This is a genomic window from Gammaproteobacteria bacterium (assembly GCA_022340215.1).
Taxonomy (GTDB): Bacteria; Pseudomonadota; Gammaproteobacteria; order JAJDOJ01; family JAJDOJ01; genus JAJDOJ01.
Window position 1 is genome coordinate 1 of the sequence record JAJDOJ010000091.1, and the last position, 16,205, is coordinate 16,205.

15 protein-coding genes are annotated in these 16,205 nt (G+C 59.1%); 4 read left to right on the forward strand and 11 right to left on the reverse strand.

Annotated features, from left to right (window positions below; translation table 11 throughout):
• The first annotated feature begins 83 nt into the window (after positions 1-83).
• Complete coding sequence (locus tag LJE91_06980) at positions 84-1,031, forward strand: hydrogen peroxide-inducible genes activator (GenBank protein MCG6868466.1); 948 nt, start codon at positions 84-86, stop codon at positions 1,029-1,031.
• Positions 1,032-1,163: 132 nt separating this feature from the next.
• The gene (locus LJE91_06985) at positions 1,164-1,790 is read left to right on the forward strand and encodes a peroxiredoxin (GenBank protein ID MCG6868467.1); all 627 of its coding nucleotides are present in this window, start codon (positions 1,164-1,166) and stop codon (positions 1,788-1,790) included.
• A gap of 161 nt (positions 1,791-1,951) precedes the next feature.
• Here LJE91_06985 and LJE91_06990 read toward each other — a convergent pair whose 3' ends face one another.
• The 5 genes from LJE91_06990 to LJE91_07010 form a co-directional block, all read right to left on the reverse strand.
• A complete protein-coding gene (locus LJE91_06990) occupies positions 1,952-2,740 on the reverse strand; it encodes a DsbC family protein (GenBank protein ID MCG6868468.1) in 789 nt (262 codons plus the stop codon).
• A gap of 175 nt (positions 2,741-2,915) precedes the next feature.
• Positions 2,916-3,842, reverse strand: a complete 927-nt coding sequence (xerD, locus tag LJE91_06995) for a site-specific tyrosine recombinase XerD (GenBank protein ID MCG6868469.1) — start codon at positions 3,840-3,842, stop codon at positions 2,916-2,918.
• Complete coding sequence (locus LJE91_07000) at positions 3,839-4,597, reverse strand: slipin family protein (GenBank protein ID MCG6868470.1); 759 nt, start codon at positions 4,595-4,597, stop codon at positions 3,839-3,841. Before LJE91_07000 ends, xerD begins: the two co-directional genes overlap by 4 nt.
• A 16-nt stretch (positions 4,598-4,613) precedes the next feature.
• A complete protein-coding gene (locus tag LJE91_07005) occupies positions 4,614-6,113 on the reverse strand; it encodes a nodulation protein NfeD (protein ID MCG6868471.1) in 1,500 nt (499 codons plus the stop codon).
• Positions 6,114-6,657: 544 nt separating this feature from the next.
• The gene (locus tag LJE91_07010; GenBank protein MCG6868472.1) at positions 6,658-7,167 is read right to left on the reverse strand and encodes a hypothetical protein; all 510 of its coding nucleotides are present in this window, start codon (positions 7,165-7,167) and stop codon (positions 6,658-6,660) included.
• Between the two features lie 425 nt (positions 7,168-7,592).
• On the opposite strand from LJE91_07010, the gene LJE91_07015 reads away from it, so the two are divergent.
• Positions 7,593-8,105 carry an RDD family protein gene (locus tag LJE91_07015; protein MCG6868473.1) on the forward strand — a complete coding sequence of 171 codons (513 nt, stop codon included), beginning with the start codon at positions 7,593-7,595 and terminating at the stop codon, positions 8,103-8,105.
• Between the two features lie 157 nt (positions 8,106-8,262).
• Positions 8,263-9,747 carry a glycosyltransferase family 39 protein gene (locus tag LJE91_07020; protein MCG6868474.1) on the forward strand — a complete coding sequence of 495 codons (1,485 nt, stop codon included), beginning with the start codon at positions 8,263-8,265 and terminating at the stop codon, positions 9,745-9,747.
• 48 nt (positions 9,748-9,795) lie between these two features.
• Here LJE91_07020 and LJE91_07025 read toward each other — a convergent pair whose 3' ends face one another.
• The 6 genes from LJE91_07025 to LJE91_07050 form a co-directional block, all read right to left on the reverse strand.
• Complete coding sequence (locus LJE91_07025; GenBank protein ID MCG6868475.1) at positions 9,796-10,305, reverse strand: GtrA family protein; 510 nt, start codon at positions 10,303-10,305, stop codon at positions 9,796-9,798.
• Positions 10,305-11,513: a glycosyltransferase family 9 protein gene (locus tag LJE91_07030; GenBank protein MCG6868476.1), complete on the reverse strand. Its 1,209-nt coding sequence runs from the start codon at positions 11,511-11,513 to the stop codon at positions 10,305-10,307. The genes LJE91_07025 and LJE91_07030 overlap by 1 nt, the downstream gene beginning before the upstream one ends.
• A gap of 52 nt (positions 11,514-11,565) precedes the next feature.
• Positions 11,566-12,252: a phosphatase PAP2 family protein gene (locus tag LJE91_07035; protein MCG6868477.1), complete on the reverse strand. Its 687-nt coding sequence runs from the start codon at positions 12,250-12,252 to the stop codon at positions 11,566-11,568.
• Between the two features lie 307 nt (positions 12,253-12,559).
• The gene (lptG, locus tag LJE91_07040) at positions 12,560-13,615 is read right to left on the reverse strand and encodes an LPS export ABC transporter permease LptG (protein ID MCG6868478.1); all 1,056 of its coding nucleotides are present in this window, start codon (positions 13,613-13,615) and stop codon (positions 12,560-12,562) included.
• A 5-nt stretch (positions 13,616-13,620) separates the two neighbouring features.
• Positions 13,621-14,757, reverse strand: a complete 1,137-nt coding sequence (gene lptF, locus LJE91_07045) for an LPS export ABC transporter permease LptF (protein MCG6868479.1) — start codon at positions 14,755-14,757, stop codon at positions 13,621-13,623.
• 232 nt (positions 14,758-14,989) lie between these two features.
• A complete protein-coding gene (locus tag LJE91_07050) occupies positions 14,990-15,496 on the reverse strand; it encodes a DUF302 domain-containing protein (protein ID MCG6868480.1) in 507 nt (168 codons plus the stop codon).
• Positions 15,497-16,205 lie beyond the last annotated feature (709 nt).

The window sequence follows — 16,205 nt, forward strand, 5'->3', positions numbered from 1 at the left end:
AAACTACGCTGCGCACCCACTATTACCATCTGAAAGGTCCAAATGCTTTAATAGCGAATAACTATCGCCGAAAAGTCATAATAATGAATCTTTCCGAACTGCGTTATGTCGTCGCCCTCGCCCGCGCCCGCCACTTCGGTCGTGCAGCCGAAGCCTGTTTCGTCAGCCAGCCCACGTTGAGCGTAGCCGTCAAGAAACTCGAGAACGAACTGGGTATAAGGATCTTCGAGCGCGGCGCCCAGAACGTGCAGGTGACCCCGGTCGGCGAGCGCATCGTGGAACGGGCGCAGCGCGCGCTGGAGGCCGTCGAGGCCGTCAAGCATGCCGCCGACGAGGGTCGTAACCAGCTCGTGGGACCGCTCAGGCTCGGCGCGATCTACACGGTCGGTCCCTACCTCTTTCCGGACCTGATCACCCATTTGCAGGAACTGGCGCCCGAGATGCCCCTGCTGGTGGAGGAGAACTACACCGCCGTGCTAGCGGAACGGCTCAAGCGGGGTGAACTCGATGTCATCGTCATCTCGCTGCCCTTTACCGAAACCAATGTACTGACCCTGCCGCTGTACGAGGAACCCTTCGTCATTCTTCTCCCCTCGGCACACCCCCTGACCGCCAGGAAGACGCTGGACGGAACCGATCTCGAGAGTGAAACCATCCTGTTGCTGGGCTCCGGACACTGCTTCAGGGATCAGGTCATCGACGCTTGTCCGTCCTGCGCGCCACGACCGCCGGGGCAGGGAAACCTCGGCGACCTCATCGAAGGGGGATCGCTGGAGACCATCCGTCACATGGTCGCTTCCGGTATGGGCCTGACCGTGTTGCCCTGCACGGCCGCCGGTGTGGATCGTTATGCCCAACGCCTGGTAAGGATTCGACGCTTCTCCGGACCGGTTCCCAGCCGCCGGGTGGCGCTGGCCTGGCGGGCGACCTTCCCTCGCCCGAAGGTGATCGACGCCCTTCGCGCCGCGGTGAGTGCCTCGGGGCTGAGCTGCGTCGACCTGATCTCCGGCAATCATTCGGGCACCTCCTGAGGCAAGCTAATTGCGTGTCATAGCCATTTCCCATAATCCGAATTTAATGTCCTGTGGATTGATTCACATGCCCGGCCAGCGCGGCAGGCATGACTTTACAACCCTTCGAAACCAATCATTGAGGACCCCAAAATGGACACCTTGACACAATCGGGCATGCCCCGGCTCAACGAACCCGCCCCTGCCTTTAATGCGCCGACGACTTATGGTCAGAGGAAGCTCGAGGACTATCGCGGCAAATGGCTGGTCCTGTTCTCGCACCCGGCGGACGTTACCCCGGTTTGTACGACCGAATTCATGGCCTTTGCTAGGCGTCAGGAGGAATTCCAGGCGCTGAACACGGAACTGCTCGGCCTGTCCATAGACAGCCACTACAGCCATGTCGCCTGGGTGCGCAATATCAAGGAGAAGTTCGGTGTCGACATCGGTTTCCCCGTCATTGCCGACCTCAAGATGGACGTCGCCCGGGCCTGTGGGATGATTCACCCCGGCGCGGCCGACACCTCCGCGGTGCGGGCCACCTTCGTGATCGATCCCGAAGGCATCCTCCGGGCGATGGTCTACTACCCGATGACCAACGGCCGATCGATCGACGAGTTCCTGCGCCTGATCCAGGCCCTTCAAACCTGCGATGCCAACGGCGTCTCCACGCCGGAAGGCTGGCAGCCCGACGAGATTGTCATCGTGCCTCCGCCGGCAATCGCTGAAGCTGCCGAGCAGCAGGGCTACGAGTGCATGCATCGACGGGTACTTCTGTAAGAAGGCCGTCTGACCCTTCACCGCCAGCCCGTGGCGCAATGATCGCGAGCGGGCGGTGTCGGCGGGCCTGAATGCGGGCAGGGTTCGGATAAAAGAAACGAGAAACGCGCCGAGAGGCGCGTTTCTCGTTTCTTTATGTTTTTTTCTAGAACCGGTTCTGACTAACGTGCGACGGAGACGGTCTCTCCGTTCTTCAGGCCACTCTGTTCACTGGCCTTCTCCACCGCGGTCTCGTCGAGGTATTTCGCAAGCTTGCCCGCCGGCTTGTAACCCGGCAGCAACTCGCCGCTCTCCAGCAGGATCGCCGGTGTACCGTTCACCCCCATCGCCAGCCCCAGGTCATGCTGCTCCTGTACCGGGTTGTCGCAGCTTTTCTCGGGAATCTTTTTGCCGGCCTTGGCGAGGTCCATCGCGGCGTTGCGGTCGTCGGCGCACCAGACGCTCACCGCCTTCTCAAACGCAGGCGAGCCTTTCCTGCTGCGGGGGAACATCAAATAACGAACCTTGATACCCAGATCGTTGTACTCGCTCATCTCCGAGTGCAGCTTGCGGCAATAGGCGCAGTCCACGTCGGTAAAAACCGTGATGGTATGCCTGATCTTGCCATTAGGTTCGTAGACCACCATGTCCTCGTCCTTCACCCGGGACATCTCCTCCAGTCGGGCCCGGGACATCGTGACATTCGTCAGATTCTTACCGGACTCCAGGTCGAAAAGCGAACCACTGAAGGCATAGTTGCCGTCGACAGTGAAGTACATGACCTGGGTCCCGTAGACCACTTCCCAGACGCCGGCTACGGGCGTTTCACGCATGCTGTCCGGCTCGGCCCCGGGAATCAGTGACTGTAGCTTGGAACGTAGTCTGTCCGGATCCTTCGCACCCTCCGTGGCGGCGACCGGCTGTATCAAGGCAAGGGCGATGAATACCGCCGGGATCAATCGAATCTTCATGTATCACTCTCTCGCTGGATTACTGATTACCGCACGTCCTTTATCGGGACTCATCGAGCCTGACGACGGCGCGACTGAACATTTGTCACCTGTTTCGGACAACCCACTGACCCAATAATTCATCCGCACCGTACCGAACGCTTGATCGGAGGGCCAATTCTGGGAAGAACGGCAGTCACCCGCGGGGGTGATGTCGGGCATGCAGCTCCCGCAGACGCGCGCGGGCGACGTGAGTATATATCTGCGTCGTGGAAAGGTCACTGTGTCCGAGCAGCATCTGGACGGCACGCAGGTCCGCACCGTGGTTGAGCAGGTGGGTGGCAAACGCATGCCGGAGGCTATGGGGTGAGATCGGACGCTGTATGCCGGCGATCAGCGCGTAACGTTTGACGATCTGCCAGAATGCCTGGCGGGTCATCCCCGAACCGCGGCTGGTCACGAAGACCGTCTGAGACCCGTCACGCCCCTTCATCAGCGCCGGGCGGACCTCATCCAGGTAGCGTTCCAGCCATTCGAGCGCCGCCTCGCCCACCGGAACAAGACGGTCCTTCGATCCCTTGCCGGTGATCCTGACAACCCCCTGGCGCGGGTTGAAGCGGGACAGCGGTAGCGTGACAAGTTCGGAGACCCGCAAACCGCAGGCGTACAAGGTTTCCAGCATCGCGCGGTCGCGAAGGCCGAGTCGCGTGCGGGTATCGGGCGCCGCGATCAGTGCCTCGACTTCCCTCTCCCCGGGACTCCAGGGCAAGGGATGCCCCGTACGCGGGGAGTCGACCAACGAGGACGGATCCGTTTTCATCCGGCCGGCCTCCAGTTGGTGACGGAAAAAGCGCCGCATACTGGAAAGGAGTCGAGCCGCACTACTCGCCGAGGCGCCGGCCTCGTAGCGAGTAGAGAGATAGTCCAGAAGATCGGCCCGCCCGCATTCCAGCAATCCCTTGCCACGGCTTGCGGACAACCAAAGCGCCAGACCATCGAGATCGTTGCGGTAGGCATCCAGCGTGTTCCCGCTGAGCCCGTTCTCGAGCCAGAGCGCATCCAGGAATTGCCCGATCACGGCCACCTGCCGCTCGGGTACCGGCGGCCGCTTCCCCCGGTTCACGCGTTCTTCTGGCCCGGGTCCCTGGCATGGAAGGCGCGCAGCATCTCGATAGGCAGGGGAAACACAATCGTCGAACTCTGCTGGCTCGAGATGTCGTTCAGCGTCTGCAGATAACGCAGTTGCAGGGTTTGCGGGTTCGTCGAGATGATATTTGCGGCCGCCAGCAGTTTCTCCGCCGCCTGCAGCTCGCCTTCGGCGTGTATGACCTTGGCGCGCCGCTCGCGTTCGGCCTCAGCCTGCCTGGCGATCGCACGAACCATGCTTTCGTCGAGATCGATGTGCTTGATCTCGACATTCGTGACCTTGATGCCCCAACTGTCGGTCTGCTCGTCCAGGATCTTCTGAATGTCCGCATTCAGGTTCTCCCGCTCCGATAACATCTCGTCGAGTTCGTGTTGCCCCAGCACCGACCGCAGCGTCGTCTGCGCGAGCTGACTGGTGGCAGTGTAATAGTCCTCCACCTGAATGATCGCGCGCTCCGGATCCACGACGCGAAAATACAGGACCGCGTTGACGCGGACCGTGACGTTGTCCCGCGAGATCACGTCCTGACTGGGGACATCCATGGTGATTACACGCAGATCCACCCGCACGAGACGCTGGATGCCCGGGACCACGATAATCAGTCCGGGCCCCTTCGCCCGCTGAAAACGCCCGAGAAAGAAAACGACCCCCCGCTGGTATTCCGGGAGTATGCGAATGGAGAGAAAGACCAGGCCGAGCAGCAGTGCGACCGGCAGTGCATACGAAATCATCGTTCAGGCTCCTCAATCAATCCAGGATCCGACATCGGTCCTGCTTCTCATCGGTTTGCGTCCGGGTAGTCGGGTCCGATGCGACAGCTTCGACATCCAGCAGCAGTCCGTGCATGCCAATGACCCGCACCGGTTCACCCTTGGGAATGGTCTCGACCGCCCGGGCGTTCCAGGTCTCACTGTGAACCCGTACCCGACCTTCGACCCCAACGGCCGACAGCGCCACGCCCGTCAGTCCGATCATCTCCTCCGCCCCGGTTTTCGGTCTCCTTCCTCGCAGCCGGATCAGGCGCTCGATGACCCAGAAGAAAAATCCCGCGCTGATCAGCGCGGTGCCGATGATCAGGGGCAGCGACACACTGTACTGCTCCTCGTCCAGCAGGATTACGGAGCCGGCGACGAACGCGATGACACCCCCGAACCCGAGTACGCCAAAGCTGGGTACGAACGCCTCCGACACTATAAATGCGATGCCGATGATCATCAGCGCGAGTCCCGTGTAATTGATCGGCAACACCTGGAACGCGTAGAGCGCGAGCAGCAGGCAAATTGCGCCGATCACCCCGGGAAACACCGCACCGGGATTAGAGAGTTCGAAGATCAAACCGTAAATGCCAACCAGCATCAATATGTAGGCCACGTTCGGGTTCGTGATTGCGCTCAACAGACGCGTTCGCCAGTCCTGGGCAAAGGGCAAAACGGTGACTCCCTCGGTAGTCATTGTCTCTTCACCCGCCGCCGTATCGGCCTTTCGCCCGTTCGCCTTTCGCAGCAGTTCCGGAACACTTGCCGCGATTAGATCGATGACATTCTTCTCCCTGGCCTCGCTGGCCGTAAGACTGACGGACTCGCGCACCGCCAGCTCCGCCCATTCCTCATTTCTGCCACGTTGCCGCGCGAGCCCCTTGATATAGGCGGCGGCGTCGTTGACGATCTTGCGGCTCATGGTATCCGAACCACTGCTTTTCTTCGCCGCCTCCCCTGCGTCCCCGTTGTGCTCACCGCCGCGTTCCCCGGGCTCAACCGGATCGCTTTTGTCCGTTTCTTTACCACCACCGATGCCTGGCAGACCACCGATACTGACGGGCGTCGCCGCACCCAAAGTTGTAGCCGGTGCCATGGCGGAGACGTGCGCGGCATACAGAATATAGGTGCCTGCACTGGCTGCGCGCGCCCCTGACGGGGCCACCCAGGCGATGACCGGAATACTGGAGGAAAGGATGGACTTGACGATATCGCGCATCGACTGGTCGAGTCCCCCGGGGGTGTCCATCCTGAGAATGACGGCCGCGGCATCCGCCGATGATGCAGACTCGATTCCGTCCTCGACATAGGCTGCGGTCGCCGGGCCAATCGCTCCGTCCACATCGAGCAGCAATGCGGTGGAGCCATTCGCCCACACGGCGCCCCCAAACGAAAGACCGGAGAACACCACACAGAATATCAGGGAGAGCTGTACGATCCGTTCGGAAATTCGCCTCCCCGGGTTCCGGCCGGCCTGTACCTGTGTTTTCACCGAGTCCCCCCCGTCTCTGCCTTCAACGCGCGACCGGTTTGAGCTTCCGTGGATCGGCGCTTCCTCGCCGCGAGAGATTTGTCACTGCTTCCCCATCGCCTTCCACAGTAGAACATGCATCGACCAACTGGTTCCATGCCAAACGGCAATAATCCGAATGGCGCTTGCTTAGGCGATTTCTGTCAATTGACATACCATCCTGCTTGTCTTTTCGTCCGTCCTCCGTGTTGCGACAATCGTTCCATAGTTCGACTATGCGCCTGTTGTCGCGCCTTGATGACGAACGAAAATCCGGCGCAATCTGGTATGCCATTTTCCGGCATTCGCCTTAAGGGAACTACGCAGGAATTGAAGCTGTCCCGGGGTATTCGATACGAGGGCGTCTGCGGCATGGATGCTGCGGTCTAGCCTCCAGGGACGGATTCACGACATCCCTCGAATCGATTACCCCGGGGCAGATTCGCCAAAGTAAGTGCCATTCGAATTAATCCAGTAGAAAGCCGGTAGAAACAGAAAACGGCCCCGAAGACCGTTTTCTGTTCGATCAAGCGGTCTTCCTTCGACGCCTGCGTTTCTTCGGTGCCGCCTGAATTCGCGCGATCTCCTTTTCCGACCAGCTGTCACCGGCCCTTTGCATCACTTCACCCTTGGATGCGATGATGCCCAGCAGCGCCTTCTCGCGACGCAGGGCGTTTTTCAACTCGCTTTCCAGGTCACTGAGCCTGGCCTTCTGAGAGGCCAGCACTTCCTTGATCTGCAGTTTGCCCGCCTTGACGTCCGCCTTCAGGGAAGCAATCGTATCCCGTAGCTTCTGCTTGATCTCGCGATCCTTGGAAACGGACGCCGCCTTTGTGGTCGCGGCTTTCGGCCTTCCCCGACGCGCAACCTTTTTCTTCACTACCTTTTTCTTGGCAGCGGGGCTTGCCTTCCTCACTGCCTTTTTAGAAGTCGCACGCTTGGTCATCGTCGCCCTGGCGAGGGACTTTCTGGCTACGGCCTTCTTCTTGGCGGTCGCAACTCTTCTCTTCGCTACCGCCTTTTTCACTGTTTCCATCTGTGGCTCTCCTGTTTTTATCTGCACATACTGATTATATTACTACCGACAGTATTTTCAATTAATTGGAGCACCGCGTTCGTTATTTTATTGCCGGATGAGTATGGAACCAAACACCTCCACGATTTCGATTCGAGAAAATCATGCATCTGCGCGGGTTGCATCCATAGGGCAACAACACCGATGTGCATCGCTCCAGGCGGCCCTTTGTCGCTGGCAATAAAACGCGGTCATAGGATTCGCGGAATGTGCGAGCTTCCGTTTCGCCTTCCCGCACCATTGCATGACCTCTTCTGTCTGACCATTCAATTGCCATTGCTTCGAATCGTGTAGACTTTCATTGCCTGAACGGATGCACGCGCGAATTCTCCCCCCACTCCGAATCCGGCGATTTAGGCAGCCATCCAAGTCTGATATTACTTTCCATGACGAAACCCGAGATCCATTCCCCGCCCGAAACACCGGTGACAGTCGTCAAATTGCCTCGCAGGCTCGCCGCGCTGTTCTATGACAGCCTTGTCGCCACAGCGTTGCTTTTCATCGCGGCCACCCCGATCGTGATTGCATTCGAGATCGACCAGACACACCGCTTGTACTGGATCTTTGTCCTGTACATTTACGGTGTTCTTTTTCTATACCTCGGATGGTTCTGGACTCATGGCGGACAGACGATCGGCATGAAAACCTGGCGCTTCAGACTCGTCACACAGGAGGGACTTCCCGTCGGGTTGACGGCCGCGTTGCGCCGGTTCGCACTGGCACTGGTCTTCTGGGTGCCGGCCGGTTATGGGGTATCGCACTTGCTGAACGGCGTTCTCTGGATCGGAGTAAGCCTGACTGCCCCTATTATCTGCAACTATGCAGCCTGTGTTCTGCGGTCGGACCGCATGGCGCTGCACGACGTCCTGTCACGGACAAGGTTTATCCGTGTTTCCTGAAACAGGTGCCTTGAACGCTTGAAATGGGACAGAAACTAATGTTTGTACCTACGGTTACGGCGACCTGGATGCCAACAGAACCGCGCCAACCACCAGTTCACCCGAAAACGGGAGCGACGTCGGTATGACCCATCGCGAGCAACGAAACCGGAATCTTGTGATCATCTCATTAACCGGATTGCTCCTGTTGCTGACACTGGGAGGAATCCACACGCTCAACCTCTCCGAAGACGAGGCGTACTACTGGTACTGGTCCGAACAACCGGACCTGAGCTACTTCGATCACCCGCCGATGATCGCCTGGATCATTGTGGTGGGCACCGCCATGCTCGGCGACACGGTCGATGGCGTACGCGCACCGGCCTTCGTACTTTTTCTGTTCATCCTCTTCTTCGTCTACCGCACCGTGTGCACACTGTTCCCGAGTCAAGGCAGTTCTCTGGCCTGGGAGACGGTGCTGCTGCTCAACCTGACGCTGCTGTTTCCCGCGATCGGGACGATCATGACCATCGACACGCCGTTGCTGGTTGCCTGGAGCGCCGGACTTTTCTTCACCGCCATGGCGATCACGGAGAGTCGCGGGGACTGGTGGTACGCGGTGGGCATCAGCGTCGGCATCGGCCTGCTCAGCAAATATACGATGGTGCTATTTCCCGCCAGCGTTTTCTTGTTTCTACTCGTTTCCCCCGGACATCGCTTCTGGCTCGCGCGCAAAGAACCCTATCTCGGGGCGGCACTCGCCCTGGTGATATTCTCGCCCGTCATCATCTGGAACTGGCAGCACGAGTGGATTTCCTTTGCCTTTCAGTTGAACCAGGGCTTCGCACAGGTTTCGCAGCCGCGGATTTCGAGACTGCTGGAATATCTGGCATTGCAGCTCGGCATCATGTCGCCGACCCTTTTCCTCGCATTTCTGGTCTACAGCGTGTTTGCGCTGCGCCAAGTCGCAAAGGAGAACAGCCCTGGCTATCTCTTTCTGCTCATCCTGTCCTGGCCGGTAATTCTGTTCTTCGCCGTCACTACCTGGTTCGGGGAACGCGCCGAAGGAAACTGGCCCGCCCCCGGCTATATCGCGGGGGTCATCCTCACTTGGACCGTCTTCCGTACCTTCTATTCCGAGCGTCGCGGTCATCGCTGGTTCATGGGGGCCTGCGTTGTCGTCGCGCTCATTCTGAATGTCCTGATCCGGACACACCTCGCCTTTCCGTTTCTGCCGGTACCGGCCGACATGGACCCCTTGAGAAAGTTCGCATCCTGGCCGGCGCTCGGCGAGCGCGTCATGCAGATCACGCAATCGCGTCCGACGGAAGAGGGATACTTTCTTGTAGCGGACGGCGGACCCAAGGTCGCGGAGATGGTCTTCTACAGCGGCGCCCGGTTCCAAGGCGTCGATTTCGCCCGCCCAGAGCGCTATCTGTTCCTTGGCGACGTCGACAGAAAATTCCGCGGGCGGGACGCGATCATCGTTGCCGATGCGCGCCGGGATGCGGAGACGGACTATTCACCCTATTTCCAGACCGTCACGCGACTGGAGGACTTTACGCATACCTACCGCGGAGAGGCGTTCGACGAGTACCACGCGCAGATCCTGCTGGGCGAAGGTTTCAAGGGTAACTGGCGGGAACGCAACCCGCTGCCCTGAATTGCCTGTTGCACGAGCATTCATGGCCGGTTGTATTCCCGAATCGAATCAATCATCAATGTGGGAATGCTGCCGAATGATCTCGGGCGTGATCTCTATCCTTTCCCTGCGTTCGGAAAAGGTCCAGAGGTCGTTGATGAGATAACCCACGACGGCCGCGGCGACAATGGCCAGCACGTTCGCCACTATGTAGTGGATGTAGATGGCGATAACGCGGGTCATGACGAACTGCAGCACGATCGAGAACCAGCTTGCGAGGAAGTACTGACCAAGTTGCACGAGGATGTGCTTGTGCCTGGCTTCCACGCGGTCTGACCACGTCCAGGCACGGTTCCAGACAAAATTGTTTACCGTAGCGCAGAAAATGGCCAAGGGCAGCGACACGTTCAATCGCATCGAATCCGGCTGCACCGAGGCGAACAACATCTCCTGCCCCAGATACAGCACTGCGAGGTTGACCACGGTCCCGGAAAATCCCACGGCGCCGAAACGAATGAAGCGAAACCTCAGCGCTCTGCCGACGATCGGCAGTTGCCTGAGCCATTGCGACATCCTCATCAGCGGTTCGCCCCTTCCCGTAGCAACGCCATCGCCTTGTCGTATACGCGGTCCGGATCGATCTTCTTGAGACAGATATTGTCGCCATCGCAAGGCGAGGCACGATGATTGTATGCCGTCAGGCAGGGCGAGCAGGACACCGGAAGATAGAAGGAAAACGCGCGTTCCGACAGGGTTCCGTACAGCTTCGGGGTTTCGGGGCCGAAAAGGATAATGGTCCGGATCGGTGTCATCGCCGCGAATTGCCCCGGGCCCCCGTCGTTGGTCACGAGCAGCTCCGCCAGGTGAAACAGCAGCAGCAACTCGCGCACCGACCGCGTATACCCCGTCAAGTCGAAACCATGCAACCCGCCGCACCCCGCCAGCAGCTCAGCCGACAATACCCTGTCGGCCTCCAGCCCGATGACGGCCACGGCATATCCGGCTTCCAGGATCCGGCGACAGAATCGGATGTAGTGGACTGGCGGCCAGGCGCGAATCGGCAGGATCCCGCCACTGGGATAGACGAGCACCAGTGGCCGGTCGAATATGCCGGGAACGTCTGCAGCAAGTCTCGTGCGCAACGCGTCGATTTCCCCTTGTCCGATCTCCACCCGAGTAGCGGTGAGCGCTTCTTCGGACAAGAGGCGTTTCGCGCCCGGGACTGACTGGGACTCCAGACCCTCGAGCAGATTGAGGAACTGGACCGAAAGGTGCTGGTAGGGGTTGTACGGCACCGGCCGGTTGATGAATGTGCCACGATAGAGCCCTTCCTGCGTATAGGGGAAGAAACCGGTCTTCAACCGGGCCCCGCTGAAGAAGGAAAAGATACTGCTGACACGCGCGAACAGTTCGCAATCGATTACGGCGTCGCATTTCAGACGTCGTAATTCCCGGATCACGCCGAGACTGTCTTGCACCAGAACACCGAATCCCGTATCACGGATCGTCAGCACGTTCTCCCGTGGCATCACTTCCAGCAGGTCCAGGACTTCCCGGTTCTTCTCGAAGACCAGCGCATGAATCTCCGCCAGCGGATACCTGTCCCGAAGTTTTCTGAACATGGGGCTGGCCAGCACGAGACTGCCCATCTCGGACAACAGAATTACGAGCACCCGTTGTGGCGGACTGTCGGATCGACCGCGTTGAAATAACGACAGCACCGACAACAGTCGACAGATCAGGCTGCCCGCGACCCGGTCGACCCTGCGCTGGAAATCGACGTTCACCGCGACCCGCCCGCATGCCAATGCGTGTATTCACGCCCACCCCGGGACGTGCTCATGATTCCCACCAGACGCCCCGATCGAATCGAAACACACAGTAGAGAACCACACCCGTGAGGTAGATGAATCCGGCCGACCAGATCACGTCGCTGGCAAAATGCCCGCCCTGAGCGATGCGCGCCATTCCCATCAGGATGCCGAATCCCAGCCCGAGGCCCAGGAACGCGAACGCTACCCAGTTCCGCCCCACCGCCCAGAACACGAAGAAAGGAGCCATCATCAGAAAAGCGACCGACGCGTGTCCCGAGGGAAAGGATCCTCCCTCACCCGCCGCGCCCTTTTCCCAGACGGGTTGATACGACATCTCGCCGCCGAACTGCTCGACCTGCACAGGTCTCGGTCTGCCCCAGTTGTCCTTGAAAGCCAGGTTTACGATCAGTCCCGGCCCCAGAATCATGTACACGACAAAAAACAGGGAAATCTTCCGATACCGCCGCAGGCGCTCCACGAAAAACCCCAGCGCGAACGCGAGAAAACCTCCGATAGAGAGCAACCACGCGGGCAAAGGGCCATATCGATACAGAAATCCCCAGATGCTTTCGGGATCCCTGTCAAACGTGCCGGTGTGAGCATAGAACCAGTTGGAAATCTCGAGATCGATGCCCGTATGACGGAACACCAGCGTCAAATAGTAGAGCAGCAGGAGCGGCAGCAGAATGATCAGTGCAAAACGTTTCTGCATATCCCAGGAGTCTTCGCTTCTACGTTGCAGGTCTTGACCGGATTCCGGTCGCACACCGACACACCTCGATGATCCGGCGGAACATCAGACATCATTGCAACCTCGAGATCGCCCTGTTCTTTCTCCGCTGGTTGCGCCCGGTGAACCGCGGCCCCCAAGGGTTCGAGGATCATACCACCGTAAATACTCGACGAATAAGCCGCCGGCACACTCGGCAATGCGTTACCCGAAACCTGAGAAAGCCAACGGATTCGGGTTGAATCCAGGACCCGACGCGCATCGCACCTGAATCTCTTCGGAAAGTCTGCTAGTTCACCCGCCGGATCATCGCCGCCGCGATCGCGAACAGCACAAAGACGGGCAGGAACGCCCCGATCAGCGGCGGCAGTCCGTAGACCAGACCGATATTGTTGAACGATTCCTTGAGCAGATGGAAGGTCACGCCGACAACGATGCCGACGAACAATCGTTGCCCCGCCCCGCCCGAACGGATCGGACCAACCGAGAACGGCACCGCGATCAGGAGCAGCGGCAGGGCGGTCAGCGGCACGGTGAACCGCTGCCAGAAGGCCAGTTCGTAGCGCGCGGAATCCAGATTGTTCATTTCCAGGTATTCGACATAGTTCGCCAGTTTGCGCGACGACATCCGATCGGGTTCCACGACGACCACGTCGATGGTATCCGGTGAGACGAGGCGCGGCCAGCGCTCCTCATCGGCATGCTCGGTCAGAATCCGTTCGTTGCTCAGGGCGCTGCGACTCACGTCGCTCACGTCCCAGTACTCACCACGATAAATGCCGGATCGTGCATAGGTGATTTCAGTCAGACGCATGGTGTCGTCCAGCGTGTAGACATACACATTGTGTACCCGCATGTCAGGATAGACGGTCCCGATGTTGATGATCCGGTCACCGTCCCGCGCCCACAGACCACTCCTCGATCCCAGTCCGACTGGCCCCGCTCCTTGGGGTTTTCCCGCGCTACGCTGCATCTGCTCGGCGGGCGGAACGACGAATTCGCCCAGCAGAATGACACCCAGCACCAGTGGTGCCGCCGCCTTGAGCACGGCCCAGGCGATCTGGTAGAGCGACATCCCGGCGGCGCGCATTACGACAAGTTCGTTGCGTGCCGCCAGGTTGCCGAGGCTCAAAAGACTCCCCAGCAACATCGCGGTCGGAAAGAACTCGAACACCCGGCGCGGTGCCGTGAGCAGGGTCCGCGCCACGGCGAGACTCATCGTCCCGCCGGTCTTTCCGGCCAGCCGCGCGTTGTGCGCGAAATCGACGATCAGGTTGACGGATACCAGAAGGAGCAACGCCGCAAGGGTGCCAACGATGATCGCCCGGCCTAGGTATCGATCCATGCACCTCATGTGACGGGTGTCCGGAACGCGAGGCGACGCGAGGTCCAGTACCACCCGTATTGTCTCAACAGCAATGCGACGATCAAACACACGAGTAACAGCTGCACCCCCCAGGTGCCGACCCAGCCCGGCAAGCGTCCGGTCGCGATCAGACTGACCACGAAGATGTTCAGGTTGGCGTATAGGATGTAGATCAGGATCGCGATCACGATCTTTCCGAAACGACCCTGTCGGGGTGTCGAATACGACAGTGGAACGGCAAGCAGTACCAGCAACACGGCGCTGACTGGAATCGTGAGGCGAGTTTGCAGCTCGGCGGCCTTCGAGGGCTCTTCGGACCGCAGCAGCTCCGTGGTCGGCGCGCCCTTCAGATCATCGAGAATGCCCGTTCCGGCCAGTGGCGGAATACGTATCGAGTGTTTCTTGAAAGAGAGTACCTGATAGTCGCCCCGGCCCGGTGCGCCTTCGTAGCGTTGCCCGTCCCTGAGCACCAGGAGGTGCTCGCCCGTTTGCGGGTCCACGCGCTGTCCGGCACTGGCCGCGGTCTCGATAACGACCCGGTCGTCCTGGCGATTATGCACGAACACGCCCTGGAGGCTGCGATCGCCGCGGTGCCGGCGCACCGCAAACACGACCCAGTTGCCCTCGTTCGCCTCGAGAAAACGTCCTTCGGTCACCGAGTCGATATCCGGACGCTGCTCGGCCTGGAACACGAAACGGTCGGCGACCTGGACCGAAAGCGGGGAAATGTACAGTACCAGCACGATCAGCATCAGTGCCACGGGCACGACCAGAATCATGAGCGTGCGAACGATTCGACCGTAGCCGATACCGCAGGCCCGGATCGCCACCATCTCGCTGTCGCGGTACAGGCGTCCGAACGCCAGCATGACGCCGAGCATCAGGGCGAGCGGCAGGAGCTGCACCATCAGTTCGATCATGCCCAGACCAAGCATCGGTAACAGATACGACTGCGGCAGCCCCCCTCCGACCACCTTGTCCAGCAGACCCACGAAGGTATGGCCGAGAATGATCAGAATCAGCACGAGCAGGACATTCAGAAAGGACTTGAACGACTCCCCGAGCAGTGCCCGTTCGATGATCGTCAGGCCCGCACCATCGCTGCGTCGCGCTATACCCATTGCTCAATCCGAAATCGGTCAGGAAGCTACTGGCCCGACCGCGGAGACGACACTGCGCGCACACCGCGCCGGTTTTGAACAGGAATGCGGTCGAAACCTCTCCCTCCAGCACGGATCGAGGTATCTCGGGGACAAACCGGCGACATCACCTGCGCGAACAACGCCTGCTGCGGCGTGCCGATGGCTGCCGTCGCGACTGTGCTAGGGATGCACGACAACCATCGCTCGCTGGCTACCACGCAACGGCTTCCTCCACGATCCCTTCCACCAGTTCCACCATCTCCCTAACCGCCGGTCCGGACCCGGGATCGATCATGTAGGGACGGCGATACGAGACCCGCACATGTTCGGGGTCCGACGTGAGCACGTAGACACTGATGGTGAAGGGGCAGAGCAGGATGTTCTCCGGATCAGCCTTGGCCAGGTGATGGGAAATCTTGGCGCTGCAGAACTCGACCGTCTGGGCCTCGATGTAGACGTTCTCCTTGATGCCGAACGACTCACCGGTTCGATTCAGCATCTCGCTCGCGGGCAGTACGTGCGCGATATTGATGCCGCGCCCGGCAATCGTCGACTTCACGTTGTCGAGGATGTCGGCAAATTCCGCTTTTACCTTGACGGTCACGACCGGTGAATCTCCTGCCGCGGCGGGTGCAGCCACGATCGCCACCAGTACGAGCGCAAAGGATCGGATTAGTAGCGGATTGACCGAGTTGCGAGACAAGCGTGTTCGGGACATTTGACGGAGTATCCTGTATCTGGAGCGGGAAGAATCGAAGCTGTATAGCGGCGCCTCAGGATGACCCCAGCTATCCTAGTCAGAGATTCCCACAGCGGCAAGTATGCACTTGACCCTTTTGTTCATATTGGGCTGGCTGATTTCCTTATGAACAGATCATGGGTACTTCACATGTCAAAGTTTGCTTCGACATAACAATTTAAAGTTTGCTTTTACATATTCTGCCATCGCTTCAGCAACCGACCTTTCAACCGCATCGATTATTCGATCGTAGTCGCCTATGCCTAACTTGCCAAAATCTAATAGTCATAGATGATTGGCGGTTTTGGACGACATTGCCAGAAACCCACAGCGACAGAGTACAGGTGGTAGTTAGTTTGCACCTGCATACACTCAATCAATACTCTCATATAGACTTTATGAGATACATCTGTTGCGGAAGAAAGATGAATGGGCTTAATTGCAGCACACTTCGAAAACTCATTGAGAATCTTACCACCCGCCTTAAGTTATTTTCAGAATATCTGAAATCCCCGCGGATCCCGCATTCCTGAACGCCTAGAGACGGATCTTACATTCCGCACTCCAGTTAGCGACCGATCGGCATTTAATCATGAAAGATAGCAGCATGTTTTGACATTCTCACTCCACGACCAAGACACGAGTACTCCCTGCTCAAAAAGTGCTAGACACCGCCACCGAGACATGC